This window comes from Streptomyces sp. NPDC087215 (assembly GCF_044744885.1).
Taxonomy (GTDB): Bacteria; Actinomycetota; Actinomycetes; order Streptomycetales; family Streptomycetaceae; genus Streptomyces.
Window position 1 is genome coordinate 82,025 of the sequence record NZ_JBIUZD010000009.1, and the last position, 25,909, is coordinate 107,933.

The window sequence follows — 25,909 nt, forward strand, 5'->3', positions numbered from 1 at the left end:
TGCCGGGCACCGGTGACTTCACGGTGCCGCCCCGGCGGGGCGGACACCCGGCCGCGTGGACCGCCCCATGGGGGAGGTCAGGTGCGGGGGCCACGGCCCGCCCCCGGACCTCCCCCGGGCGGGGCGCGGGGTCGTCAGGCGGGCGAGCCCGAGGAGAACCGCCTCAGCAGGGGTGAGAGCACCAGGACCGACTTGGTGCGCTCCACGAACGGCTCGCCCGCGATCCGCTCCAGGACCCGCTCGAAGTGGCGCATGTCCGAGGTGAAGACCTGGACGACGGCGTCCGCGTCCCCGGTGACGGTCGACGCGGACACCACCTCGGGGTACCGCTCCAGACCGCGCCGGATGTCGTCGGGCGAGGTGTTGTGACGGCAGTAGATCTCGACGAAGCCCTCGGTCTCCCAGCCGAGCGCCGCCGGGTCCACCCGTACGGTGAAGCCGGTGATGGCGCCCTCGGCGCGGAGCCGGTCCACGCGCCGTTTCACGGCGGGCGCCGAGAGGCCGACGAGCGAGCCGATGTCGGCGTAGCTGCGGCGGGCGTCCTCCGCGAGGGCGTGGACGATGCGTTCGTCGAGGTCGTTGAGTCGCACTACGGGTGGATCACTTCTCTGCTGGGGGCCCGTCGGCGCCTCGGTGGCCGACCGGTCGGGGTGCGGCGCGCGCCGCACAGGAAGTAGAACACGGGCCCGGCGTCCGTCCGGCGACCGAGGGCCGTCCGGGCGAGCGGCGGAGGCCCCGGGGAGACCTCGCGCCCACCGCGTGTGCGTCTGCGCGTCGGGGGTGTGAACCGGGGCGCGCACGCGTATGGACTCCTCATGGCCGATGACCGACGCTGCGAGCCCCTGCCGACCCCTCGATCGGAGGCCCCCGTGGGCTGGCTCGACCCGGCACGCTTCCTGCGCGGTACGGCCTGGCTGGACGGGGACCGGCCGGTGCGCGCCGATCCCGCCGACCTCGAACGGCTGCCGTGGGACATCGCCGAGCGGGCCGCCCTGCCCATCGGGGTGCGGATCGAGTTCACGGCCGGGCCGGGCACGCGCGCGGTGCAGGTGCGCTACCGGGCCACCGTGCCCGAGCGGACCGATCCGCTGGCCGGGCTGCGCCACTGCTTCGCCCTGTGGCACGGCACGCGGCTCGTCGGCGAGACCTGTGCCGCCCCGGCGGCACAGGCGACCGTAACCCTGCCGCTGCCACCGGGCGGCGGGGTGTTCAGCGTCCATCTCCCGGAGGGGCAGGCGCCCGTCCCGCTGGGTCTGCGGGCCCTCGGCGGGGAGCTGTCGCCCGCTCCGGTCCGGCCGCGCTGGCTCGTCCACGGCGACTCGATCACCGAGGGCTGGTGGGCGACCCGGCCGGCCCGTTCCTGGCCCGCGACGGCCGGGCGGCTCCTGGACCTCGACCCGGTCAATCTGGGGTACGCGGGCGGGGCGCGCGGCGAACTGCCGCTCGCCGAGCAGCTGGCCCGGCTCCCCGGCGAGCTGATCACCCTCGCCTTCGGCACCAACTGCTGGTCCCGGGTGCCCGCGACGGCCGAGTGGCTGTACGCCACGGTGCGGGCCTTCGTCGGTCTGGTCCGCCGGGGCCATCCGGACACCCCGCTGCTCGTCGTCTCGCCGGTCCTGCGCCCGGAGGCCGAGGACCGTCCCAACCTCCTCGGCGCGACCCTGGCGGAGCTGCGCGGGGCCATGGAGCGGGCGGCCCGTGATCTGGCCGCCGAGGGCGACGGGCACCTCCTCGTGCTGTCCGGTCTGCCGCTGCTGGGCCCGGAGCACCTGGTGGACGGGCTGCACCCGGACGACCGGGGGCACGCGATGATCGCGGCGGCGGTGGCGGACGCCCTGCGGCCGTACGTGCCTGCCGGGGCCGCCGACGGGCCGTCCTGACACCGGGCGGCACACGGGCGGGCACGGGCGGCTCAGCCGTCCGGCACGGTCAGTCTCCTGACCAGGAACGTGCAGGGGTCGGCGTGCTCGTGCACGCGTCCCGCCGCGTCGGTCCGGCTCCAGCGGTCGGTGTACTCCACGACGGGTGTGTAGCCGAGCCGTGCGTACAGCGCCGCCGCGCGCGGGTTGTCGTGTCCCGCACCGAGCCCCAGGAAGGCGTGCCCCCGCGCCAGGGACCGCTCCTCGGCAGCGCGGATCAGGGCCGTGCCGATGCCCAGGCCCCGCAGGTCCGCGCGTACGTCGAGACCGTTGAACTCGGGGCAGTCGTCCACGGCGGCCCGTACCTCGGGCGCCGCGCAGCCGTCCCGGCGGAGCTGTCCGTACCCGACCGGCACCCCGTCGCGCCAGGCGACGAGGTAGGGGCCCGCGCCGGTCTCCTGGCGGGCGAAGCGGTCGGCGTGCCGGGTCGGCGCCCCGGGCGCGGGAAGGTGGCGATCGAGCAGGGGCACGTCGGCGGCCCGGCAGGGCCTGATGTCCGTGAGGTCTCCTCGGTCCATGCGCCGACCGTACGGGAACGCCGAGGGCCCCCGGGAGGAGTTTCCCGGGGGCCCTCGGAGGGAGCGGTGGCGGAGAAGCGTTTCTCCGGAGGGGACCGGGCCGTGTTTCGAAAGTCCCGCCCGCCTGGTGGGCAGACGGCGCTACTTTCGAAACACGCCCTAGCTCCAGCTGGCGTGCAGCGGCTTGCCCTCGGCGTACCCGGCGGCGGACTGGATGCCGACCACGGCCTTCTCCTCGAACTCGGCGAGCGAGCCGGCACCGGCGTAGGTGCAGGAGGAGCGGACGCCCGCGATGATCGAGTCGATCAGGTCCTCGACGCCCGGACGGGCCGGGTCGAGGAACATGCGCGAGGTGGAGATGCCCTCCTCGAACAGGGCCTTGCGGGCGCGGTCGTAGGAGGACTCGTCGCTGGTGCGGTTCTTGACCGCGCGCGCGGAGGCCATGCCGAAGGACTCCTTGTAGAAGCGGCCCTTGGCGTCCTGCTGGAGGTCGCCCGGCGACTCGTACGTACCGGCGAACCAGGAGCCGATCATCACGTTGGAGGCCCCGGCGGCGAGGGCCATGGCCACGTCGCGCGGGTGGCGGACACCGCCGTCGGCCCAGACGTGCTTGCCGTACTTCTTCGCTTCGGCGGCGCACTCCATGACGGCCGAGAACTGCGGGCGGCCGACGCCGGTCATCATGCGGGTGGTGCACATGGCGCCGGGACCCACGCCGACCTTGATGATGTCGGCGCCCGCCTCGATCAAGTCCTTGACGCCCTCGGCGGCGACGATGTTGCCCGCGACGATCGGGACCTTCGGGTCGAGCGCCCGGACGGTCCTGATCGCGCTGATCATCGACTCCTGGTGGCCGTGCGCGGTGTCGATGACGAGCGTGTCGACGCCCGCGTCGAGCAGCTGCTTGGCCTTGCCCGCCACGTCGCCGTTGATGCCGACGGCGGCGGCGACGCGCAGCCCGCCGTTCGCGTCGACGGCGGGGGTGTAGAGGGTCGCGCGCAGCGCGCCCTTACGGGTGAGGATGCCGACCAGCTTGCCGTCGGCGTCGACCGCCGGGGCGTAGCGGCGGTTGGCGGCGTCGAGGGTGTTGAAGGCCTCGCGGGGGTCGATGTCCGCGTCCAGGAGCAGCAGGTCCCTGGACATGACCTCGGAGAGCTGGGTGAAGCGGTCCACTCCGGAGAGGTCCGCGTCGGTGACGACGCCGACCGGACGGCGGTCGGCGTCGACCACGACTCCGGCGCCGTGGGCCCGCTTCGGCAGCAGGGAGAGCGCGTCGGCGACGGTCTGGTGCGGCTCCAGGACGATCGGGGTGTCGAGCACGTGGTGGCGGCTCTTGACCCACGAGATCACGTCGGTGACGACCTCGATCGGGATGTCCTGCGGAATGACGACCAGTCCGCCGCGCCGGGCGAGGGTCTCGGCCATCCGGCGGCCGGCGATGGCGGTCATGTTGGCGACGACCAGCGGGATCGTGGTCCCGGTCCCGTCCGGCGAGGAGAGGTCCACCGCCTGGCGGGAACCGACGGCCGAGCGGCTCGGCACCATGAACACATCGTCGTACGTCAGGTCGTAGGGCGGCTTGACGTCATTGAGGAAACGCACGTGCTGACATCCCAGTCGTTCGGATCGGCCCCTAGGCATTTCAGCCAGGGGAAAAAGCACGTAGTTCATTCTCCCACGTGTGTACGGATACCGGTCCCGGGCTAATCCTCCGAGGCTCGCGAGAGCCTCTTCGTAGGATCCTCCGAGGACGCGCCGAGGGAGAGGAGGACGGCGAGGCGGGTGGGGCGCTCGTCGACGGCCGTGGCGAAGACCTCCTGGGCGGTCCCCCACTCGCGCGGCCGGGCCCCGGCGTACTCCCGCCAGCCCGTCACCACGAGCACGACCGGTTCCGGCAGATCGGTGAGACAGTCCGCGAGGGCGTCCCAGTTGCGGCCGAACCAGTCGGGCAGGGCGAGGGCGGCGGCGCAGCGGTCCATCAGGGCCGCCTTGTCCGTGACGCCGGTCAGATCGAGGACGACGGTGCCGTCAGCGGGCATCGGGGACCACCTCCCGGAAGGTCTCGTAGTGGTCGTCGGTCCAGTAGGTCTCGCCGCGCTGTCCGGTGACGATCCGGCGTGCGCCCCGGTCGCGCGAGCCGGGCGTCTTCACGGTGTACTCGTGGTAGTAGCCGCGCTTCTCGCGCGGCAGGACCTTCTCGAAGTTCGAGAAGACGGTGCCGTCCTTGGCGTACGGGTAGGGCCCGCCCCGCGCGATCAGCGCGAGGGTCCTCCGTGCCTCCGGGGGCAGGTCGGCGGCCCGTACGGTCGGCAGTCCCGAGGTGCCGGTGGACGCGGGGGCGGGCGCGGAGGAGGCGGCCGGAGCGGTGCGGGAGGACGTGGTGTCCCCGCCGCCGCCCGCGGCGGAACAGCCCGCGAGGAAGACGCAGAGGACGAGCGCGAGGAGCACGCGCAGGGGCCGGAGCAACATGATCCCGAACATATCGCCACGGAACGGTTCCGTCCCCCCCGGGCCCCTGCCCGGAGCGGCCCGGGTACACCCTTCGGGCAAGCCCCCGGCCCGTGCCCTCCGGGACCCGCCGGACTCGCCCGGTGCGCCCCGGGCACGACGAAGCCCCCGTCGGTGGCCGACGGGGGCGTCACGGTGTGGCGGCGGCTCAGCCGCTGTCCGGGTCCGCCCGGTCGAGCGCCGGGTGGGTCCCCGGGTTCGTCGCGGTCAGCAGGTAGTCCGCGGCGGCGCGGTCGGTCACCAGGCTGGTGACGAGCCCGGAGCGCAGGACCGCCCCGATCGCCGCCGCCTTGCGCTGGCCGCCCGCGATGGCGACGACCTCGGGGATGCGGCGCAGCCGGTCCGCCTCGACGGTGATGCAGCGCTCGCCCAGGTCCCGGCCGACCCGGCGGCCTTCGGAGTCGAAGAGGTGCGCGGACATCTCGGCGGCGACGCCGAGCGAGGCGTAGTGGGCGCGCTCCTCGTCCGAGAGCATGTCGTGGACGGTGGAGATGCCCGGCTCCCAGGAGCCGATGGAGACACAGGCGACGGTGACCTTGTCGAAGTACTCGAAGGCGCGTGCGATACCGGTCTGGCTGCGCAGGGCCGCCGCCGTCGCCGGGTCCGGGAGCAGCATCGGCGCGTAGATGGGGTGGGCCTCGCCGCCGGAGACCTGGGCCGCGCGGCGGACCGCCTCGACGGAGCCGCGCTCGGCAGTCCCGGCGTCGTACACCCCGGTGAGCTGGACGACGGTGCACGGGGGCAGCCGGTCGAGGGCCGCCGCCATGTGGATGGTGGAGCGGCCCCAGGCCAGGCCCAGGACGTCTCCCTCGGCGACCAGTTCGCCGAGCAGGTCGGCCGCGACCTCGCCGAGGTTCTCCGGGTCGGGCGACTCGTCCTCGCCCTCCGAAGGGGACTCGACGACGACCGCGTGCCGGAGCCCGTAACGGGCGCGGAGCGCGTCGGAGCGTTCGGCGTCCAGCTCGGCCGGTACGCGGATCTCGATCCGTACGAGATCGCGCTCCAGGGCGGTCTCCAGGACCCGGGCCACCTTGAAGCGGCTCACGCCGAACTCCTCGGCGATCTGGATCTTGGACTTGCCCTCCAGGTAGAAGCGGCGGGCCATGGCCGCCGCCTGCACCAGCTCCGCGGGGCCCATCCGCAGGGCTGCCCGTCCCGCCGACATACCCGCCACCGCGATCTCCTCACTGCTGTTCACGTACCGCTGTTCACCTAGCGATGTCCATGTACCGATTGTCGTTCACACGGTGGACCCGCCGTCCATCCTGTCAGATCCGGCGGGTCCTGATCAGTCCTGTCGGTGGCCCGACGGACCGCGTTCATCTCATGGCGGCTCAGTGGCCGCACGCCCACGGAGCGGTGGCCGTGACGGCATCGGCGCGGGCCCTGAGCGAGGCCACGGCGGCGGCCGGGTCGGCCGCTCCGTAGACGGCGGAGCCCGCGACGAAGACGTCGGCGCCCGCCTCGGCGCACTGCTCGATCGTGGACTCGGTGACTCCGCCGTCGACCTGGAGCCAGAGCTCCAGACCGTGCTTGGAGATCAGCTCACGGGTCCGGCGGATCTTGGGCAGCATGATGTCGAGGAAGGCCTGGCCGCCGAAGCCGGGCTCGACGGTCATGATCAGCAGCATGTCCAGTTCGGGGAGCAGGTCCTCGAACGGCTCGATGGGCGTGGCGGGCTTGAGGGCCATCGAGGCCCGCGCCCCCTTGGCGCGGATCTCCCGGGCGAGGCGGACGGGCGCCGCGGCCGCCTCGACGTGGAAGGTCACCGAACCGGCGCCCGCCTCGACGTACCGGGGCGCCCAGCGGTCGGGGTCCTCGATCATCAGATGGCAGTCGAGAGGGGTGTCGGTCGCGCGCGCGAGCGACTCCACGATCGGCACGCCCAGCGTGAGGTTGGGCACGAAGTGGTTGTCCATCACGTCGACGTGCAGCCAGTCGGCACCGTCGACGGCCTTCGCCTCTTCGGCGAGCCGGGCGAAGTCCGCGGACAGGATGCTGGGGTTGATCTGCGCCATGCGCCAAGCCTCCCACGTTCTTGGGTGGTTCTTTGCCGCTGGACGGTTTCGAATCCGGTCCAGACCAATTTCGGTACGAACCGACGAGGACGGGACCTGTACAGACCAGGAGATTGCGGTCAGGTGATCGAAGGGGACGGGCTCCCCGGACGCCGTGCCGCGCCCGTGGAGCCCCGCCGTCACGCCGTCCGGCGGATCAGTGCCAGGTACATGGCGTCCGTACCGTGCACGTGCGGCCAGAGCTGGACGTCCGGTCCGTCGCCGAGCGCCGGGACGCCCGGCAGCAGCGGGCGGGCGTCGATCAGTTCGGCGCCACCGGTCCGCTTCAGGACGTCGTCCACCACGACCCGGGTCTCGGCCAGGTGCGGCGAGCAGGTCGCGTACCCCACGACCCCGCCGACGCGCACCGCGCTCAGCGCCTCCGTGAGCAGGGCCCGCTGGAGCGGGGCGAAGCCGTCCAGGTCCTCGGGACGGCGGCGCCAGCGGGCCTCGGGGCGACGGCGCAGCGCGCCGAGCCCGGAGCACGGCACGTCCATCAGGACCCGGTCGAAGGAGCCGGGGCGCCACGGCGGGCGGGTGCCGTCGGCGGCGATGACCTGGTACGGGCCCGGGTTCCCGGCGAGCGCCCGCTCGACCAGCCGCGCCCGGTGCGGCTGCTTCTCCGAGGCGAGCAGGGCGGCACCGCGCTGGGCGGCGAGGGCGGCGAGCAGCGCGGCCTTGCCGCCGGGGCCCGCGCAGCCGTCGAGCCAGCGGGCGTCGGCGCCTTCGACCGGCGCGTTGGCCAGGGCCAGGGCGACGAGCTGACTGCCCTCGTCCTGGACGCCCGCGCGCCCCTCCTTCACCGCCTCGATGGCGCCGGGCTCGCCGCCCTCGGCCATCCGCACGGCGTACGGGGACCAGCGGCCCGGCAGGGACTCGGTGGCCCCGGCGAGCTCCTCGGTGGTGGCGCGGCCCGGCCGGGCCACCAGCGTGACCTCGGGGCGCTCGTTGTCCGCCTCCAGAAGGTCCTCGATGCCCGCCCGGCCGCCGCCGAGGGCGTCCCAGAGCGCCGAGACGATCCAGCGGGGGTGCGAGTGGACGACGGCGAGGTGGTCCTCGGGGTCCTTGTCGTACGGCGGGGCGACCTGCGCCACCCAGGCGTCCAGGTCCTGCCGCGAGATCTTCCGCAGGACGGCGTTGACGAACTTGGCCCGCCCGTCGCCGAGCACCACGCGCGCCAGCTCGACGCTGGCGGAGACGGCGGCGTGGGTGGGGATGCGGGTCCCCAGGAGCTGGTGGGCGCCGAGCGCGAGCACGTCGAGCACGGGCGGGTCGACCTCGCGCAGCGGCCGGTCGATGCAGGCGGCGATGATCGCGTCGTACGTGCCCTGGCGGCGCAGCGTCCCGTAGACCAGCTCGGTCGCGAGGGCCGCGTCCCGCGCGTCGAACGTCCCGCCCTCCCGGGCCTTGCGGAGCAGCGGCGGCAGCACCAGGTTCGCGTAGGCGTCCCGCTCGTCCACCGCCCTCAGCGCCTCGAAGGCGAGCATCCGGACGGGGTCCTTCTGGGGCCGCCGGTAGGGCTTGGGGGGACGGCGACGTGCCTGCTCGCTCAAAGGTGCTCCGGGTGACGATATGAAGAGGTCGAACCCCCCAAGCGTACGTCCGCCGCGCCGCCACCGGCTCCCGGGGCACCGGGCGGACCGTCCGGCCCGGCCCCGGGAGCCGGGCCGCGCCGCGTCGGCAGTGCCACCGGGAGCAGCCGGGTACGCCCGGTGCCCGGCTGCTCCCCGCCCTTCCCGGCCGTTCCCCTCTCCCCGCCGCTCCTCCGTCTCCCGACGACCCGCGCCGGACCCCGAGGACCCGACCGGCGGGAACGGGACGGGACGGGATGCGGAGGGTGTGGAGGTACTACGCCCCCAGCCGCTCCCCCGCCGCGATCCGCACGCCCCGCGCCCAGTCGGCCGCCTTCATCGGCTTCTTGCCCTGGGGCTGGACCCAGACCAGCTCCACGGCGTACGAACCGGTGCCCGCGTACACGTTGTTCTTGCCCACCGCCAGCTCGCCCTGGGCCAGGTCCACCCGGTCCGGCAGCGGCGTGACCTGGATCAGCTTCAGTCGCTCGCCGCGGAAGAGCGTCCAGGCGCCGGGCGCCGGGGTGCAGCCGCGGACGACCCGGTCCACCCGCAGGGCGGGGGCGGCGAAGTCGACATGGGCGTCCTCGACCTGGATCTTCGGGGCGAGGGTGATGCCCTCGGCGGGCTGCGGCACGGCCTTGAGGGTGCCGTCCTCGATGCCGTCCATCGTCGCCGCGAGCAGCCCGGCGCCCGCGAAGGCGAGGCGGGTGAGCAGGTCGCCGCTGGTGTCCGTGGGGCGGACGTCCTCGGTGACCACGCCGTAGACCGGACCCGAGTCGAGCCCCTCCTCGATCTGGAAGGTGGACGCGCCCGTCACCTGGTCGCCCGCCATCAGCGCGTGCTGCACGGGTGCGGCGCCGCGCCAGGCGGGCAGCAGCGAGAAGTGCAGGTTGACCCAGCCGTGGGCCGGGACGGCGAGGGCCGCCTTCGGCAGCAGCGCGCCGTAGGCGACGACCGGGCAGCAGTCCGGCGCGATCTCCCGCAGCCGGGCGAGGAAGTCCTCGTCACGGGGCTTCACCGGCCGCAGGATCTCGATCCCGGCCTCCTCCGCACGCTGTGCCACCGGGCTCGCGACGAGCCGCCGGCCGCGCCCCGCCGGGGCGTCCGGCCGGGTGATCACGGCGGCCACCTCGTGCCGCCCGGAGGCGAGCAGGGCGTCCAGGGCGGGTACGGCGACCTCGGGGGTGCCTGCGAAGACGAGCTTCATGGGTGGCGGTGCCTGTCTGTCCGGGGGCTTTGCGGGCGGCCCATCAGTCTAGGTCGTCCCTTCCGGATCGTGCCGGTCGAGCCCACGGCGTCCCGATGCGGTGCCCTGTGTGTGGGGGGGGGACGTGCCGGGCCGGCGCCCCGCGAGGACGGGCCACCCCGGGTCGGGCGGGAACCGGAAGGGACGGCCCAGGCGTGTTCCGTCGGCCCGCCCCGCCCCGACCGGCGGGGACACGCCGGACGCCGGGGACGGGAGGGGGCGTACGGAAGGACGAGCGCCCCCGCGCGGATACATGTACGCCCCCGCAGCGTGACCCAACTCCCGGTGACGCGTTGGTCAAGAGAGATTGACCGATTCGGGTCGCCGCCTCCCCCCGGCGGCCCTTCCCCTTACACGCCGGTTCGAGAGGCTTTCACATGGCCGACCACGCAACCCACGACGCCCAGGCTCGGGCGAGCCTGCACCTGCTGGTGCGGGACATCGAGCGGGTCCGGCGGCAGGTGGACGCACTGCGCACGCTCACGGCCCAGCTGGGCAATGTCTACCGTCCTCGCCGCTCCGGCCCCTCGACGGGCTTCGTCGTCTACGGGCGGGCCCCCGCCCCGACCGTCCGGCTGGCCCAGGAACTGCGGGACAGCGTCGAGACCCTGGTGACCGCCGCGGTCGACTTCGACCGTTCGCTCGGCTTCTCCTGGGACGCCGTCGGCTCCGCGCTCGGCGTCACCAAGCAGGCCGTCCACCGCCGTTACGGTTCCCGGCGCGCGCCCCAGCCGGGCGTTCCCGTCGACCAGGACCCGATCATGGAGCCGGGGGCCACCCGCACGCTCCCCGCGGTGCCCGCCGCCCGTTCGATGCCCCCGCAGCCGACCTCGGGCAGTGCCACCCTCCGCGAGGAGCCCCGCCCGACGGCCTTCCCGGGCCCGCGCGGCGGCTGACCTCCCGTCGCCCCGAGGCCGTCCGTCCCTCCGGGGGCGGACGGCCTTCGCGCGTACGGGGCCGCGAACCCCCGGTCGTAAGGGCCCGGCGGCTCTCGGACCGCTGTCCGGGGGCCTCGCCAAGGGCCCGGCGGCCCCCGCGCGGGTTCAGCCGATGTCCGGCGGGTCCACGCGGATGCGCACCGGGTCTCCGCCGCCCCGGGCCAGTCGGCCCGCCCTGGCCTGCTTCAGGGCCGCCGCCAGGGCCGCGCCGCTGCCCTGCGGGACCCGGACCAGGGCCCGGTCCCACCGCTCGCCCGGCGGTGGGTCGCCGGGGCGGCGCGGTCCGCCCGGCCGGACGGCGGGCAGCGGCACCGGGCCCAGGATCTCGGCGTCACCGGGGAGCCCGGCGGCGGCCAGGAAGCCCTCGACGGCCTCCGGGGGGCCGGAGACGGACGCCATCCGGGAGACCGGCGGGAAACCCAGCTCGGCCCGCTCGGCCAGCTCCCGCTGGGCGTGCCCGACCGGGTCCCAGCGGACGAGGGCCTGCACCGGCCGCAGCGTCGGCTCGGCGACCACGACGACCGTGCCCCCCTCGGCCTGCCCCCGCACCAGGGAGGCGGCGTCGATCCAGCGGCGCAGCGCCTCCTCCCCCGCCCGCAGATCGGGCCTGCCGAGCATGGCCCAGCCGTCGAGGAGGAGGGCCGCCGCGTAGCCGCCGTCGGCGACGGGTTCGGCGCCGGGGGTGGAGACGACGAGGGCGGGCCGGTCCGGCACCCGGTCCAGGACGTGGTCCCGGCCCGAGGTGCGGACGGGCACCGCGGGGAACGCCCGGCCCAGTTCCTCCGCGGTCCGCCGGGCACCGACCACCTGGGCCCGCAGCCGGGTGGAGCCGCACTCCACGCAGTGCCAGTCGGGGGCGCCGAGCCCGCACCAGCCGCAGCACAGCTCCCGCTGTTCGGGGGCCTCCAGGGGCCCCGCGCAGTGGCGGCAGCGGGCGGGCGTCCGGCAGCGCTCGCAGGCCAGCCGGGGCACGTATCCCCGGCGCGGGACCTGGACCAGCACCGGTCCGTCCTTGAGGCCCTCCCGTACGGTCCGCCAGGCCAGCGAGGGCAGCCGGGCGGCCCGCGCGGCCTCGTCACGGGCGAGTTCGCCGTCGCCGACGGTCCGGATCAGGGGCGCGGCGGCGCGGACCTGCTCACGGCCCGCGCCCAGCGCCCCGGCCCAGCCGGACTCCACGAGCTGGGCGGCCTCGACGGTGCAGCTGGTGCTGCCGAGGAGGAAGGCGCAGTGGTCGTGGGCGGCGCGCAGCAGCAGGACCTCGCGGGTGTGGGGCTGCGGGGCGTGCGGCTCGCTGTGGCTGCCGTCGCCGTCGTCCCACACGACGACGAGGCCGAGGTCGCGGACGGGCGCGAACATGGCCGCCCGGGTGCCGACGACGGCCCGGACGGCGCCGCGCCGGACCGCGAGCCAGCGCGCGTACCGCTGCTCGGGACCCGACTCGGCGGTGAGCAGAGTGTGGCGGCCCTCGCCGAGCACGGTGGTGAGGGCGGTGTCGACGCGGTCCGCCGCCCGTCCGTCGGGGACGACGACGAGGGCGCCCCGGCCGGAGGCCAGGGTCGCCCGGACGGCTCGGGCGATCTCCTCGGCCCAGTGCGGTCCGGGCAGCGCGTTCCACACCGCGCGGGGCGCGCCGCCGCGCGCGAGGGCGTCCAGGAACGCGGGCCCGCGCTCGTACCGCGTCCAGCTGCCCGGTTCGGGTGCGGTGGGCGGTGGTGGCGGCTCCGGCGAGGGGCGGCCCTCGGCGCGGGCGCTGCGCGGGGGCACGGCGAGCTGGAGCACATCGGCGAGGCTGCCCGCGTACCGGTCGGCGACGGCGCGGGCGAGGCCGAGGAGTTCGGGTCCGAGGACGGGCTCGGGCGAGACGACGTCGGCGAGGGCGGCGAGCGGCCCGGAGTAGTCGGAGGTGGCCCGGCGCTCGACGAGGAAGCCGTCGATGAGCCGGCCGCCCTCGCGCCGCCCGCCCCGCACCTGGCCGGATCCGGCGCCGAACCGCACCCGGACCCGTACTCCGGGCCGGGCGACCTCGTCGAGTTCCTCGGGGACCGCGTAGTCGAAGAACTGGTCGAGGTGGAGGACGCCCTTGTTCACGACGACCCTGGCCACGGGGAGCTCCTTGGCCAGCGCCGCACCCCGCCAGGTCCGGGGCTTGGCCTTGGGTGCCTTCGCCTTCCGCACGGTCTCCCGGATGAGCGCGAGCTGCTCGGGCTCCGCCGTCTCCCCTGACCGCTCCTTCTCGCTGCTCACAGCCCCATACCTACCAGACGGCACCGACAGCCGGACATGCCGGAGCCCGGCGCCCCCGAAGGGGGGCCGGGCTCCGGGCGGGTGCGGGTGGGGCTACAGACCGGCGGCCCGGCGCAGGGCCTCCACGCGGTCCGTGCGCTCCCAGGTGAAGTCGGGCAGCTCACGGCCGAAGTGGCCGTAGGCGGCGGTCTGGGAGTAGATCGGGCGGAGCAGGTCGAGGTCGCGGATGATCGCGGCCGGGCGCAGGTCGAAGACCTCGCCGATGGCGTTCTCGATCTTCTCGGTCTCGATCGTGTGGGTGCCGAAGGTCTCGACGAAGAGACCGACGGGCTCGGCCTTGCCGATCGCGTAGGCGACCTGGACCTCGCAGCGCGAGGCGAGGCCCGCGGCGACGACGTTCTTGGCGACCCAGCGCATGGCGTAGGCGGCGGAGCGGTCGACCTTCGACGGGTCCTTGCCGGAGAAGGCGCCGCCGCCGTGGCGGGCCATGCCGCCGTACGTGTCGATGATGATCTTGCGGCCGGTGAGTCCGGCGTCGCCCATCGGGCCGCCGATCTCGAAGCGTCCGGTCGGGTTCACCAGGAGGCGGTAGCCGTCGGTGTCGAGCTTGATGCCGTCCTCGACGAGCTGCTTGAGCACGTGCTCGACGACGAACTCGCGGATGTCGGGCGCGAGCAGCGACTCCAGGTCGATGTCGGAGGCGTGCTGCGAGGAGACGACGACCGTGTCGAGGCGGACGGCCTTGTCGCCGTCGTACTCGATGGTGACCTGGGTCTTGCCGTCGGGGCGCAGGTACGGGATGGTCCCGTTCTTGCGGACCTCGGTGAGGCGGCGGGAGAGGCGGTGCGCGATGTGGATCGGCAGCGGCATCAGCTCGGGCGTCTCGTCCGAGGCGTAGCCGAACATCAGGCCCTGGTCGCCCGCACCCTGCTTGTCGAGCTCGTCCTCGTCGCCCTCGACCCGCTGCTCGTACGCGGTGTCCACGCCCTGGGCGATGTCCGGGGACTGCGACCCGATGGACACCGACACGCCGCAGGAGGCGCCGTCGAAGCCCTTCTTGGAGGAGTCGTAGCCGATCTCGAGGATCTTGTTCCGGACGAGGGTCGGGATGTCCGCCCACGCCTTGGTGGTCACCTCACCGGCGACGTGCACCAGGCCGGTGGTGATCAGCGTCTCGACGGCGACGCGGGAGGTGGGGTCCTCCCGGAGCAGTGCGTCGAGGATGGTGTCGCTGATCTGGTCAGCGATCTTGTCGGGGTGTCCCTCGGTGACGGACTCCGAGGTGAACAGACGACGGGACACAACGCTCCCTGGGGTTGCAGCGGCTGCTGGCTCTTCTTTGAAGCGGACCGGCAGGGGGCTGCGCCCCAAGACGTTCCACCGACAGTCTATCGGTCGTGGTCGCGCAATGGACCAGGTGTCTCGAACAGTGAATACACCGAGAGGGTGAATCCGGTCGTACGAAGCGGTTCAGGACACCGCCGGGAAGGCCGGGCCGGGGGCCGCCCGGCGCCGTCCGCGCGGGGCACGGACGGCGGCGGGCGCGACAGGTCGCAGGGTCAGGGCGCCGGGAGCAGCCGGGGCAGGACGAGGTCCCAGACGGTCTCGGCAAGCGCTTCCTTCGGGCCGTACGGGACGGGCGTCTCGGTGCCGTCCGAGGCGATGACCACGGCTTCGTTCTCCTCGGAGCCGAAGGTCCTGCGTTCTCCGACCTCGTTCACGACGAGGAGGTCGCAGCCCTTGCGGCGGAGCTTCTCGCGTCCGTTGGCGAGGACGTCGTCGGTCTCGGCGGCGAAGCCGACGACGACCTGTCCGGGCAGCGCGCGGCCGGTGGACAGCTCCGCGAGGATGTCCGGATTCCGGACCAGCTCGACGGTGGGTGCCCCGCCGTCGTCCTTCTTCTTGATCTTCCCGGTCGCGTAGGCGGCGGGGCGGAAGTCGGCGACGGCCGCGGCCATGACGACCGCGTCGGCGTCGGCGACGGCCTTGAGCACGGCCTCGCGGAGCTGGAGCGCGGTGCCGACGTGGACGACGTCGACGCCCGCCGGGTCGGTGATGCCGGTGTTGGCCTCGACGAGGGTGACCCGGGCACCCCGGGCCGCGGCGGCCCTGGCGAGGGCGTAGCCCTGCTTGCCGGAGGAGCGGTTGCCGAGGTAGCGGACGGGGTCGAGGGGCTCGCGGGTGCCGCCCGCGCTGACCACGACATGGCGTCCGGCGAGGTCGGGGGCGGTGGCGCCGCGGGCGAGGACCCGTCGGCAGACCTCGAAGATCTCCGTCGGGTCGGGCAGCCGTCCCTTGCCGGTGTCGACCCCGGTGAGGCGTCCGACGGCGGGTTCGATGACGACGGCGCCGCGGCGGCGCAGGGTGGCCACGTTCTCCTGGGTGGCCGGGTGCTCCCACATCTCGGTGTGCATGGCGGGGGCGAAGACGACGGGGCAGCGCGCGGTGAGCAGCGTGTTGGTGAGCAGGTCGTCGGCGAGGCCGTGGGCCGCCTTGGCGAGCAGGTCGGCGGTGGCGGGGGCGACGACGACGAGGTCGGCGCCCTGTCCGATCCGTACGTGGGGCACCTCGTGGACGGAGTCCCAGACCTCGGTGGAGACGGGGTGGCCGGAGAGGGCGGACCAGGTGGCGGCACCGACGAAGTGGAGGGCGGACCCGGTCGGGACGACCCGGACGTCGTGGCCCGACTCGGTGAGCCGGCGCAGCAGCTCGCACGCCTTGTAGGCGGCGATGCCGCCGCTGACCCCCAGAACGACCTTCGGCTCGGCCACGACTGTCACTCCCCGCGCTCGGACGCGCACTCGGACGCGTGTAGGACTCCATGAGAACACCACAGGCCCGGCGGAACTCCGCCGGGCCTGTGGTGACAAGCGTTACACGCGACGCGTGGTTACTGGGCCGGGCCCTCGATGGCCTCGGAGGTCAGCAGACCCGCGTTGATCTCGCGCAGCGCGATCGAGAGCGGCTTCTCGTGGACGTGGGTGTCGACCAGCGGACCCACGTACTCCAGCAGGCCCTCGCCGAGCTGGGAGTAGTACGCGTTGATCTGACGCGCCCGCTTGGCCGCGTAGATCACGAGACTGTACTTCGAGTCCGTGGCCTCGAGCAGCTCGTCGATCGGCGGGTTGATGATGCCCTCGGGCGCGGTGATGGAAGAGGACACGCTCTACCTTCCGAAGATGGAAAAAGATCTGTTCTGTACTGCTCTTGTACTGCCCTGCACTGCTCTGTACTGCGGCGATCCGGGGGTCACTCCCCAGACGACACCAGCGTCAACGTTAGCAGCTCACGTGCGACGTCCTCGACGGAGGTGTTGACGAGCGTGCTGTCGAACTCCGACTCGGCGGCCAGTTCGACCTTGGCCGCGGCGAGGCGGCGCTCGATGACCTCGGGCGACTCGGTGCCCCGGCCGGTGAGCCGGCGGACCAGTTCGTCCCAGCTCGGCGGGGCCAGGAAGACCAGCTGGGACTCGGGCATCGAGTCCTTGACCTGGCGGGCGCCCTGGAGGTCGATCTCCAGGAGCACGGGCTCCCCGGAGTCGAGCCGGGCGAGGACCGCGCCGCGCGGGGTGCCGTAGCGGTTGCCCGCGAACTCGGCCCATTCGAGGAGCTCGCCGTTGGCGATCAGCTTGTCGAACTCGTCGTCCGTCACGAAGAAGTAGTGGACGCCGTGCTTCTCGCCGGGGCGGGGCTTCCGTGTCGTCGCGGACACCGAGAGCCAGACCTCGGGGTGGACCTTGCGCATATGCGCGACGACCGTGCTCTTGCCGACCCCTGAGGGGCCGGAGAGCACGGTCAGCCGCGGACGTACCTCTGCTGCCATGCAGCGATTATTCCAGCATCACCGGGGTGCCCGGGACGCGAGTCCCGGACCGGACGCCGGACCGGTCACCCGATCAGGCGCCGGTGCTGCCGAACTCGCGCTCCAGGGAGGCGATCTGGTTGGAGCCCAGACCGCGCACCCGGCGGCTCTCGGAGATCCCGAGACGCTCCATGATCTGCTTGGCGCGGACCTTGCCCACGCCGGGGAGCGACTCGAGCAGCGCGGAGACCTTCATCTTGCCGATGACGTCGTTCTCCTGGCCGGTCTTGATGACCTCCTGGAGGGAGGCGCCGGAGTGCTTGAGTCGATTCTTGACCTCGGCCCGCTCCCGGCGAGCCGCGGCGGCCTTCTCGAGCGCGGCTGCGCGCTGTTCAGGGGTAAGGGGCGGAAGAGCCACGCCTACGTCACCTCGGATGTCGATCTGTCGGATACGGACCGGTGAGGAACCTAGTCGCCCCACACCAGTGGAGCAACGATCAACGCACTGGCCGTTGAACGCCTGCTCTGCCCCGGAGACTAGCGGCCGATGCCGCTCCAGTCAGCGAGAACAGCGGAAAAGTCCTGGTCAGCATCGACCGACCAGGACTTTCCCGACAAAACGACTCGGTTTTGAGCCAAGTTTTCGTCAAGGAGCGGGGCGACCCGGTGAGACGGCCCGTCAGCACCGTCCCACCTGCGGATTGGCCGCGCGCCCCGCTACCCCCCGACGGCCGCGCGGATCTCGTCCGCGTACCGGTCCGCCGCGTCCCTCAGGGCGGTCGCGTCCGGACCGTGCCGCAGGACGCCCCGGCTCACGTTCGGTACGACGTTGCGCACCGCCGCGCCGAAGACGGCCGGGAGGTCGGCCGGGGTCGCGCCCTGCGCGCCGATGCCGGGGGCCAGGAGCGGCCCGTTGATGTCCAGGTCGAACGAGGACAGGTCGCCGAGCGTGGCGCCCACCACGGCCCCGAAGGAGCCCATCGGCTCCTCCCCCGCGTTCTCCTCGGCGAGGTGCCCCAGCATGAGCGCGCCGACGGTCCGCCCGGCCGGGTCGTCGGCGCGCACCGCGCGCTGCACCTCGGCCCCCTCCGGGTTGGAGGTCAGGGCGAGCACGAAGAGCCCCGCGCCGGACTCGCGGGCCAGGTCGACGGCGGGCTTCAGGGAGCCGTAGCCGAGGTACGGGGAGACCGTGAGCGCGTCGGAGAAGAGCGGGGAGCCCACCCGCAGGTAGGTCTCCGCGTACGCGGCCATCGTGGAGCCGATGTCGCCGCGCTTGGCGTCCATGACCACCAGGCCGCCCGCCGCGCGCAGCTCGACGACGGCGCGTTCCAGGACGGCGACACCGCGCGAGCCGAAGCGCTCGAAGAAGGCCGACTGCGGCTTGAAGACGGCGACCGTCCCGGCGAGGGCCTCGACGACCGTGAACGTGAACCGCTCCAGGCCCGCGATGTCGTCGGTCAGGCCCCAGGAGCCGAGCAGGGCGGCGTGCGGGTCGATGCCGACGCAGAGCGGCCCGCGCTCGTCCATGGCGGTGCGCAGCCGGGTGCCGAAGGGCGTCGGGGCGGGGTGCGGGGCGGGCGTGGGGAAGGTCACTGGGCGGCCTTTCGGTTGTCGGCGCCGACGGCCTCGGCGAGGGTGGCGTACGGGGAGGCGGCGAGGCGCGCGGCGAGGCCCCGGTGGATCGCGCGGGCGTAGCACGGACCCTCGTAGATGAAGGCGCTGTAGCCCTGGATCAGGGTGGCGCCCGCGAGGATGCGCTGCCAGGCGTCCTCGGCGTTCTCGATGCCGCCGACGCCCACCAGGACCAGGCGGTCGCCCACGCGCGCGTGGAGGCGCCTGAGGACGGCGAGGGAGCGTTCCTTGACGGGGGCGCCGGAGAGGCCGCCGGTCTCCTTGACGAGTGCCGGGTCCGACTTCAGGCCGAGGCCCTCGCGGGCGATGGTGGTGTTGGTGGCGATGATGCCGTCGAGACCCAGTTCGAGGGCGAGGTCGGCGACCGCGTCGACGTCCTCGTCGGCCAGGTCGGGCGCGATCTTGACGAGCAGCGGGACCCGGCGGTCGGTGACCGTGCGGTCGGCGGCCTCCCGTACGGCGGTCAGGAGCGGCCGGAGCGACTCGGTGGCCTGGAGGTTCCGCAGGCCGGGGGTGTTCGGCGAGGAGACGTTGACGACGAGGTAGTCGGCGTGCGCGGCGAGGCGCTCGGTGGACTTCACGTAGTCGTCGGCGGCCTCGGCCTCGGGGACGAGCTTGGTCTTGCCGATGTTGACGCCGACGACCGTGCGGAAGACGGGCTCGCGGGCGGCGAGACGGGCGGCGACGGCGGCGGAGCCCTCGTTGTTGAAGCCCATGCGGTTGATCAGGGCGCGGTCCGGGATCAGCCGGAAGAGGCGCTTCTTGGGGTTGCCGGGCTGGGCCTCGCCGGTGACCGTGCCGATCTCGATGTGGTCGAAGCCGAGCATCGACATGCCGTCGATGGCGACGGCGTTCTTGTCGAAGCCCGCGGCGAGCCCGAAGGGGCCGTGCATCCGCAGGCCGAGGGCCTCGGTGCGCAGGGCCGGGTGGCGGGGCGCGAGGACGGCGGCGACGAAGGTCCGCAGGACGGGGACGCGGGCGGCCAGCCGGATCCAGCGGAAGGCCAGGTGGTGGGCCTGCTCGGGGTCCATGCGCTTGAAGACGAGCCGGAAGAAGAACTTGTACATGCGGGGAGTCCAGGTGTGCTCATGAAGAGGGGGGACACCGCGGTGCCGCCGGTGTCCCCCCTCGTTCGTACGGGCTGCTGCTAGTCGCGGGCCGCGGTCAGGATCTCCGCGTGCTCCTGGAGCGAGCGGACGCCGACGTCGCCGCCGTTGAGCGCGTCGATGCCCTGGACGGCCGCGGCGAGCGCCTGGACCGTGGTGAGGCAGGGGACGCTGCGGGCGACCGCGGCCGTACGGATCTCGTAGCCGTCGAGGCGGCCGCCGGTGCCGTACGGGGTGTTGACGATCAGGTCGACCTGGCCGTCGTGGATGAGCTGCACGATCGTCTTCTCGCCGTTCGGGCCCTCGCCCTCGCTCAGCTTGCGCACGACCGTGGCGTTGATGCCGTTGCGCTTGAGGACCTCGGCGGTGCCGGAGGTGGCGAGCAGCTCGAAGCCGTGGGCGACGAGCTCGCGGGCCGGGAAGATCATCGAGCGCTTGTCGCGGTTGGCGACCGAGATGAACGCGCGGCCCCCGGTGGGCAGCGGGCCGTACGCCCCGGCCTGCGACTTGGCGTAGGCCGTGCCGAAGACCGCGTCGATGCCCATGACCTCGCCGGTGGAGCGCATCTCCGGGCCGAGGACGGTGTCCACGCCGCGGCCGTGCACGTCGCGGAAGCGGGACCAGGGCATCACGGCCTCCTTGACGGAGATCGGCGCGTCGAGCGGCAGGGTGCCGCCGTCGCCGGTCTTCGGCAGCAGGCCCTCGGCGCGCAGCTCGGCGACGGTGGCGCCGAGCGAGATGCGCGCGGCGGCCTTGGCGAGCGGGACGGCGGTCGCCTTCGAGGTGAAGGGGACGGTCCGGGAGGCGCGCGGGTTGGCCTCCAGGACGTAGAGGATGTCACCGGCCATCGCGAACTGGATGTTGATCAGACCGCGCACGCCGACGCCCTTGGCGATGGCCTCGGTGGAGGCGCGCAGGCGCTTGATGTCGTGGCCGCCGAGGGTGATCGGGGGCAGGGCGCAGGCCGAGTCGCCGGAGTGGATGCCCGCTTCCTCGATGTGCTCCATGACGCCGCCGAGGTAGAGCTCCTGGCCGTCGTAGAGGGCGTCGACGTCGATCTCGATGGCGTCGTCGAGGAAGCGGTCGACCAGGACCGGCCGGGTGGGGCTGATCTCGGTGGACTCGGCGATGTACGACTCCAGGCGGGCCTCGTCGTACACGATCTCCATGCCCCGGCCGCCGAGCACGTACGAGGGGCGCACGAGGACGGGGTAGCCGATCTCGTCGGCGATGGCCTTGGCACCGGCGAAGGTGGTCGCGGTGCCGTGCTTGGGGGCGGGCAGTCCGGCCTCGGCGAGGACCTGGCCGAAGGCGCCGCGGTCCTCGGCGGCGTGGATGGCCTCGGGGGGAGTGCCGACGACGGGCACGCCGTTGTCCTTGAGTGCCTGCGCCAGGCCCAGCGGGGTCTGGCCGCCGAGCTGGACGACGACGCCCGCGACGGGGCCCGCGAGGGTCTCCGCGTGGACGATCTCCAGGACGTCCTCCAGGGTGAGCGGCTCGAAGTAGAGCCGGTCGGAGGTGTCGTAGTCGGTGGAGACGGTCTCCGGGTTGCAGTTGACCATCACGGTCTCGTACCCGGCGTCGCTCAGCGCGAAGGAGGCGTGGACGCAGGAGTAGTCGAACTCGATGCCCTGGCCGATGCGGTTCGGGCCGGAGCCCAGGATGATCACCGCGGGCTTCTCGCGCGGGGCGACCTCGCTCTCCTCGTCGTAGGAGGAGTAGAAGTACGGGGTCTTCGCGGCGAACTCGGCGGCGCAGGTGTCGACCGTCTTGTAGACCGGGCGGACGCCGAGGGCGTGCCGGACCTCGCGGACGACGTCCTCGCGCAGGCCCCGGATCTCGGCGATCTGGGCGTCGGAGAAGCCGTGGCGCTTGGCCTCGGCGAGCAGTTCCGGCTCCAGGCGCTCGACGGCGGCCAGCTCGTCGGCGATCTCCTTGATCAGGAAGAGCTGGTCGACGAACCAGGGGTCGATCTTCGTGGCGTCGAAGACCTCCTGCGGGGTGGCTCCGGCGCGGATCGCCCGCATGACGGTGTTGATGCGGCCGTCGGTCGGGCGGACCGCCTCGCGCAGCAGCTCGTCCTTGTCGCCGGGCTCGCCGGTGAAGGCGAACTGGGAGCCCTTCTTCTCCAGGGAGCGCAGGGCCTTCTGGAGCGCCTCGGTGAAGTTGCGGCCGATCGCCATGGCCTCGCCGACCGACTTCATGGTCGTGGTCAGCGTGGAGTCGGCGGAGGGGAACTTCTCGAAGGCGAAGCGGGGGGCCTTGACGACGACGTAGTCGAGCGTGGGCTCGAAGGAGGCCGGGGTCTTCTCCGTGATGTCGTTCGGGATCTCGTCGAGCGTGTAGCCGACGGCGAGACGGGCCGCGATCTTGGCGATCGGGAAGCCGGTCGCCTTGGAGGCGAGCGCCGAGGAGCGGGAGACGCGCGGGTTCATCTCGATGACGATGACGCGGCCGTCGACCGGGTCGATCGCGAACTGGATGTTGCAGCCGCCGGTGTCGACGCCGACCTCGCGGATGATCGCGATGCCGATGTCGCGGAGGCGCTGGTACTCGCGGTCGGTCAGCGTCATCGCCGGGGCGACGGTGATCGAGTCGCCGGTGTGGACGCCCATCGGGTCGAAGTTCTCGATGGAGCAGACGACCACGACGTTGTCGTTCTTGTCGCGCATCAGCTCCAGCTCGTACTCCTTCCAGCCGAGGATGGACTCCTCCAGGAGCACCTCGGTGGTGGGCGAGAGCGTGAGGCCCTGGCCGGCGATGCGACGCAGCTCGTCCTCGTCGTGGGCGAAGCCGGAACCGGCGCCGCCCATGGTGAAGGAGGGGCGGACGACGACGGGGTAGCCGCCGAGGACGTCGACGCCCTCGATGACGTCGTCCATGGTGTGGCAGATGACCGAGCGGGCGGACTCGCCGTATCCGATCTTGGCCTTGACGGCCTCGACGACGCCCTTGAAGAGGTCGCGGTCCTCGCCCTTGTTGATGGCCTCGACGTTGGCGCCGATGAGCTCGACGCCGTACTTCTCCAGGACGCCCTGCTCGTGCATGGAGATCGCGGTGTTGAGCGCGGTCTGGCCGCCGAGGGTGGGCAGGAGGGCGTCGGGGCGCTCCTTGGCGATGATCTTCTCGACGAACTCGGGGGTGATCGGCTCGACGTAGGTGGCGTCGGCGATCTCCGGGTCGGTCATGATCGTGGCCGGGTTGGAGTTGACCAGGATGACCCGCAGGCCCTCGGCCTTGAGGACGCGGCAGGCCTGGGTACCGGAGTAGTCGAACTCGGCGGCCTGGCCGATGACGATCGGGCCGGAGCCGATGACCAGGACGGACTGGATGTCGGTGCGCTTAGGCACGCTCGGCCTCCATCAGGGATACGAAGCGGTCGAAGAGGTACGCGGCGTCGTGCGGGCCCGCGGCCGCCTCGGGGTGGTACTGGACGGAGAAGGCCGGCTGGTCGAGCAGCTGGAGGCCTTCGACGACCTGGTCGTTCAGACAGACGTGGGAGACCTCGGCGCGCCCGTAGGGCGTGTCGGAGACCTTGTCGAGGGGCGCGTCGACGGCGAAGCCGTGGTTGTGCGCGGTGACCTCGACCTTGCCGGTGGTGCGGTCCTGGACGGGCTGGTTGATGCCCCGGTGGCCGTACTTCAGCTTGTAGGTGCCGAAGCCGAGGGCGCGGCCGAGGATCTGGTTGCCGAAGCAGATGCCGAAGAGGGGCGTTTTGCGGCTCAGGACCTCGCGCATGACGGCGACGGGGCCGTCCGCGGTGGCCGGGTCGCCGGGGCCGTTGGAGAAGAACACGCCGTCGGGGGCGACCGCGTAGACGTCCTCCGCGGTGGCGGTGGCGGGCAGCACGTGGACCTCGATGCCGCGCTCGGCCATCCGGCGCGGGGTCATGCCCTTGATGCCGAGGTCGACGGCGGCGACGGTGAACCTCGCGGTGCCGAGCGGGAGGGCTTCGCCGTCGGGGCCGATCGCGGGGACGACGTAGCTCTCCTTGGTGGCGACCTCGGCGGAGAGGTTCGCACCGGTCATCTCGGGCTGTGCCGTGACCTTGGCGAGCAGGGCGGCCTCGTCGGCGACGGCGTCGCCGGAGAAGATGCCGACGCGCATGGCGCCGCGCTCGCGCAGGTGGCGGGTGAGGGCCCGGGTGTCGATGCCGGCGATGCCGACGACGCCCTGGCGCTCCAGCTCTTCGTCCAGGGAGCGCCGGGAGCGCCAGTTGGAGGAGACGCGCGCGGGGTCGCGGACCACGTAGCCGGAGACCCAGATGCGGCCGGACTCGGGGTCCTCGTCGTTGACGCCGGTGTTGCCGACGTGCGGGGCGGTCATGACGACGACCTGGCGGTGGTACGACGGGTCGGTGAGGGTCTCCTGGTAGCCGGTCATGCCGGTGGAGAACACGGCCTCGCCGAAGGTCTCCCCCACGGCCCCGTAGGCGCGGCCGCGGAAGGTGCGGCCGTCCTCCAGGACGAGTACGGCGGGAGTCTTGGCGGCTCCCCTGGTGGAGGTCGTCATCGTGCGATGCCTTCCGTCGTGTTGATCATGGAGTTGATGGCTTCGACCCAGGCGGTGTGCTCGGCCGCCCGGTCGGAGCGGAAGCCGGAGTCGAGCAGTTTGTCGCCGTGCGCCCAGGTGACGACCAGCAGGCCGCCCTCGGCGAGGACCTTGCCCGCGATGCCCTTGTCGAGGCGGGCCTCGCGCAGGGCACCGGCGGGGACGAAGAAGTCGTTCGCGCCGGGGCGCCCGACGGTGATCCCGGCCCCGGTGAGCGTCAGCTCGGCGCGGCTGCGGGTGCCGAGTCCGTGGGCGACGATCCGGTCGAGCCACTGTCCGGCGGTCGTGGACCCGTGGTAGCGCCCGCTGAGGGTCAGGGTCGCCGGGCCGGGACCGGTCGGCGCGGTGGGCAGCTCGGGGAGGTCCGACTGGAGGCTGCCGCGCCACTTCCAGCCCTGGCGCATCAGCCAGTACACGAGGGCGATGAGGATCAGCAGTCCGGCGACCCAGCCGATCCGTCCGGCCCAGTCGGTCACCTCCGCCGACTTCTTCTCGGCTGCCTCTGCTGCGATTGCGATGAGTGGTGTCACGCCAGCTTCCCGTCCACGACCGTTGCCCGGCCCCGCAGGAAGGTGTGGGTGACGCGTCCCGGCAGCTCACGGCCCTCGTACGGGGTGTTGCGGCTGCGGGAGGCGAAGTCCGCGGGGTCCACGACACCACGGTAAGCCGGATCGACCAGGGTCAGGTTGGCGGGCTCGCCTGCCGAGACGGGGCGGCCGTGTCCGGTGGCCCCTCCGATGCGGGCGGGCGCGAGGGACATCCGGTCGGCGACCCCGGCCCAGTCGAGGAGGCCGGTCTCGACCATCGTCTGCTGGACCACGGAGAGCGCGGTCTCCAGGCCGACCATGCCCATGGCGGCGGCGGCCCACTCGCAGTCCTTGTCCTCGTGCGGGTGCGGGGCGTGGTCGGTGGCGACGATGTCGATCGTGCCGTCGGCCAGCGCCTCGCGGAGCGCGAGGACGTCCTTCTCGGTGCGCAGCGGCGGGTTGACCTTGTAGACCGGGTTGTACGAGCGGACCAGCTCGTCCGTGAGGAGGAGGTGGTGGGGGGTGACCTCGGCGGTGACGTCGATGCCGCGGGACTTGGCCCAGCGGACGATCTCGACGGAACCGGCGGTGGAGAGGTGGCAGATGTGGACGCGGGAGCCGACGTGCTCGGCGAGGAGGACGTCGCGGGCGATGATCGACTCCTCGGCGACGGCGGGCCAGCCGCCGAGTCCCAGCTCGGCGGAGACGATGCCCTCGTTCATCTGGGCGCCCTCGGTGAGGCGGGGCTCCTGGGCGTGCTGGGCGACGACGCCGCCGAAGGCCTTCACGTACTCCAGGGCGCGGCGCATGATGACGGCGTCGTCGACGCACTTGCCGTCGTCGGAGAAGACCGTGACTCCGGCGGCGGAGTCGTGCATGGCGCCGAGTTCGGCGAGCTTCCGGCCTTCCAGGCCGACGGTGACGGCGCCGATGGGCTGCACGTCGCAGTAGCCGTGCTCCCGGCCGAGCCGGTAGACCTGCTCGACGACACCGGCCGTGTCGGCGACCGGGTGGGTGTTGGCCATGGCGAAGACGGCGGTGTAGCCGCCGGAGGCGGCGGCGCGGGTGCCGGTGAGGACGGTCTCGGAGTCCTCGCGGCCGGGCTCGCGCAGATGGGTGTGGAGGTCGACCAGGCCGGGCAGCAGGATCTGGCCGTCGGCCTCGACGACGGTGGCGCCCTCGGCGGACAGGCCGGTCCCGGTCTCCGCGACGGTCTCGCCGTCGATCAGGACGTCCTGGACCTCGCCGCCCAGCACCCGCGCACCGCGAATAAGGATCTTGCTCATGG

The 25,909-nt window shown here is 73.1% G+C and carries 23 protein-coding genes; 2 read left to right on the forward strand and 21 right to left on the reverse strand.

Annotated features, from left to right (window positions below):
* Positions 1 to 134 precede the first annotated feature (134 nt).
* The gene (locus ACIO92_RS22615) at positions 135 to 590 is read right to left on the reverse strand and encodes an Lrp/AsnC family transcriptional regulator (protein WP_351787626.1); all 456 of its coding nucleotides are present in this window, start codon (positions 588 to 590) and stop codon (positions 135 to 137) included.
* A gap of 225 nt (positions 591 to 815) precedes the next feature.
* Here ACIO92_RS22615 and ACIO92_RS22620 point away from each other — a divergent pair, with 225 nt between their 5' ends.
* Positions 816 to 1,880, forward strand: a complete 1,065-nt coding sequence (locus ACIO92_RS22620; RefSeq protein WP_366442509.1) for a GDSL-type esterase/lipase family protein — start codon at positions 816 to 818, stop codon at positions 1,878 to 1,880.
* Positions 1,881 to 1,912: 32 nt separating this feature from the next.
* Here ACIO92_RS22620 and ACIO92_RS22625 read toward each other — a convergent pair whose 3' ends face one another.
* The 8 genes from ACIO92_RS22625 to fmt form a co-directional block, all read right to left on the reverse strand.
* Positions 1,913 to 2,437 (reverse strand): GNAT family N-acetyltransferase, encoded by a 525-nt coding sequence (locus tag ACIO92_RS22625; protein WP_366442508.1) that lies wholly within the window; start codon positions 2,435 to 2,437, stop codon positions 1,913 to 1,915.
* A 159-nt stretch (positions 2,438 to 2,596) separates the two neighbouring features.
* Positions 2,597 to 4,078, reverse strand: a complete 1,482-nt coding sequence (locus tag ACIO92_RS22630) for a GuaB1 family IMP dehydrogenase-related protein (RefSeq protein ID WP_366442507.1) — start codon at positions 4,076 to 4,078, stop codon at positions 2,597 to 2,599.
* Positions 4,079 to 4,140: 62 nt separating this feature from the next.
* Entirely contained in the window at positions 4,141 to 4,476 is a 336-nt protein-coding gene (locus tag ACIO92_RS22635; RefSeq protein WP_366442506.1) for a barstar family protein, read from the reverse strand.
* The gene (locus tag ACIO92_RS22640; RefSeq protein ID WP_401237801.1) at positions 4,466 to 4,906 is read right to left on the reverse strand and encodes a ribonuclease domain-containing protein; all 441 of its coding nucleotides are present in this window, start codon (positions 4,904 to 4,906) and stop codon (positions 4,466 to 4,468) included. Before ACIO92_RS22640 ends, ACIO92_RS22635 begins: the two co-directional genes overlap by 11 nt.
* 187 nt (positions 4,907 to 5,093) lie before the next feature.
* The gene (locus ACIO92_RS22645; protein WP_366442504.1) at positions 5,094 to 6,143 is read right to left on the reverse strand and encodes a sugar-binding domain-containing protein; all 1,050 of its coding nucleotides are present in this window, start codon (positions 6,141 to 6,143) and stop codon (positions 5,094 to 5,096) included.
* 136 nt (positions 6,144 to 6,279) lie between these two features.
* A complete protein-coding gene (rpe, locus tag ACIO92_RS22650; protein ID WP_366442503.1) occupies positions 6,280 to 6,963 on the reverse strand; it encodes a ribulose-phosphate 3-epimerase in 684 nt (227 codons plus the stop codon).
* Positions 6,964 to 7,142: 179 nt separating this feature from the next.
* The gene (locus ACIO92_RS22655) at positions 7,143 to 8,555 is read right to left on the reverse strand and encodes an RsmB/NOP family class I SAM-dependent RNA methyltransferase (RefSeq protein ID WP_402282372.1); all 1,413 of its coding nucleotides are present in this window, start codon (positions 8,553 to 8,555) and stop codon (positions 7,143 to 7,145) included.
* A gap of 295 nt (positions 8,556 to 8,850) precedes the next feature.
* A complete protein-coding gene (fmt, locus tag ACIO92_RS22660) occupies positions 8,851 to 9,783 on the reverse strand; it encodes a methionyl-tRNA formyltransferase (RefSeq protein ID WP_402282373.1) in 933 nt (310 codons plus the stop codon).
* 416 nt (positions 9,784 to 10,199) lie between these two features.
* Between fmt and ACIO92_RS22665 the strand changes: the two genes are divergently transcribed.
* Positions 10,200 to 10,718 carry a hypothetical protein gene (locus tag ACIO92_RS22665; RefSeq protein WP_366442500.1) on the forward strand — a complete coding sequence of 173 codons (519 nt, stop codon included), beginning with the start codon at positions 10,200 to 10,202 and terminating at the stop codon, positions 10,716 to 10,718.
* 147 nt (positions 10,719 to 10,865) lie between these two features.
* Here ACIO92_RS22665 and ACIO92_RS22670 read toward each other — a convergent pair whose 3' ends face one another.
* From ACIO92_RS22670 to ACIO92_RS22725, 12 genes are all read right to left on the reverse strand, one after another.
* A complete protein-coding gene (locus ACIO92_RS22670; RefSeq protein WP_402282375.1) occupies positions 10,866 to 13,004 on the reverse strand; it encodes a primosomal protein N' in 2,139 nt (712 codons plus the stop codon).
* Between the two features lie 93 nt (positions 13,005 to 13,097).
* Positions 13,098 to 14,306 carry a methionine adenosyltransferase gene (metK, locus tag ACIO92_RS22675; RefSeq protein ID WP_351787593.1) on the reverse strand — a complete coding sequence of 403 codons (1,209 nt, stop codon included), beginning with the start codon at positions 14,304 to 14,306 and terminating at the stop codon, positions 13,098 to 13,100.
* A gap of 257 nt (positions 14,307 to 14,563) precedes the next feature.
* The gene (gene coaBC, locus ACIO92_RS22680) at positions 14,564 to 15,775 is read right to left on the reverse strand and encodes a bifunctional phosphopantothenoylcysteine decarboxylase/phosphopantothenate--cysteine ligase CoaBC (RefSeq protein WP_366442498.1); all 1,212 of its coding nucleotides are present in this window, start codon (positions 15,773 to 15,775) and stop codon (positions 14,564 to 14,566) included.
* Between the two features lie 119 nt (positions 15,776 to 15,894).
* Positions 15,895 to 16,167 carry a DNA-directed RNA polymerase subunit omega gene (gene rpoZ / locus ACIO92_RS22685; RefSeq protein ID WP_005319902.1) on the reverse strand — a complete coding sequence of 91 codons (273 nt, stop codon included), beginning with the start codon at positions 16,165 to 16,167 and terminating at the stop codon, positions 15,895 to 15,897.
* 86 nt (positions 16,168 to 16,253) lie between these two features.
* Positions 16,254 to 16,826 carry a guanylate kinase gene (gene gmk, locus ACIO92_RS22690; RefSeq protein ID WP_366442497.1) on the reverse strand — a complete coding sequence of 191 codons (573 nt, stop codon included), beginning with the start codon at positions 16,824 to 16,826 and terminating at the stop codon, positions 16,254 to 16,256.
* A 73-nt stretch (positions 16,827 to 16,899) separates the two neighbouring features.
* Complete coding sequence (locus ACIO92_RS22695; protein ID WP_030008746.1) at positions 16,900 to 17,223, reverse strand: integration host factor; 324 nt, start codon at positions 17,221 to 17,223, stop codon at positions 16,900 to 16,902.
* Between the two features lie 299 nt (positions 17,224 to 17,522).
* Positions 17,523 to 18,398 (reverse strand): orotidine-5'-phosphate decarboxylase, encoded by an 876-nt coding sequence (gene pyrF, locus ACIO92_RS22700; RefSeq protein WP_402282378.1) that lies wholly within the window; start codon positions 18,396 to 18,398, stop codon positions 17,523 to 17,525.
* Positions 18,395 to 19,504, reverse strand: coding sequence for a quinone-dependent dihydroorotate dehydrogenase (locus ACIO92_RS22705; protein WP_366442495.1), 1,110 nt, complete (start codon positions 19,502 to 19,504; stop codon positions 18,395 to 18,397). The genes pyrF and ACIO92_RS22705 overlap by 4 nt, the downstream gene beginning before the upstream one ends.
* A gap of 80 nt (positions 19,505 to 19,584) precedes the next feature.
* The gene (gene carB / locus ACIO92_RS22710; RefSeq protein ID WP_366442494.1) at positions 19,585 to 22,893 is read right to left on the reverse strand and encodes a carbamoyl-phosphate synthase large subunit; all 3,309 of its coding nucleotides are present in this window, start codon (positions 22,891 to 22,893) and stop codon (positions 19,585 to 19,587) included.
* The gene (carA, locus tag ACIO92_RS22715; protein WP_402282381.1) at positions 22,886 to 24,055 is read right to left on the reverse strand and encodes a glutamine-hydrolyzing carbamoyl-phosphate synthase small subunit; all 1,170 of its coding nucleotides are present in this window, start codon (positions 24,053 to 24,055) and stop codon (positions 22,886 to 22,888) included. Before carA ends, carB begins: the two co-directional genes overlap by 8 nt.
* Complete coding sequence (locus tag ACIO92_RS22720) at positions 24,052 to 24,624, reverse strand: hypothetical protein (protein WP_402282383.1); 573 nt, start codon at positions 24,622 to 24,624, stop codon at positions 24,052 to 24,054. Before ACIO92_RS22720 ends, carA begins: the two co-directional genes overlap by 4 nt.
* Positions 24,621 to 25,907, reverse strand: coding sequence for a dihydroorotase (locus ACIO92_RS22725; protein WP_366442491.1), 1,287 nt, complete (start codon positions 25,905 to 25,907; stop codon positions 24,621 to 24,623). The genes ACIO92_RS22720 and ACIO92_RS22725 overlap by 4 nt, the downstream gene beginning before the upstream one ends.
* Between the last annotated feature and the right edge of the window lie 2 nt (positions 25,908 to 25,909).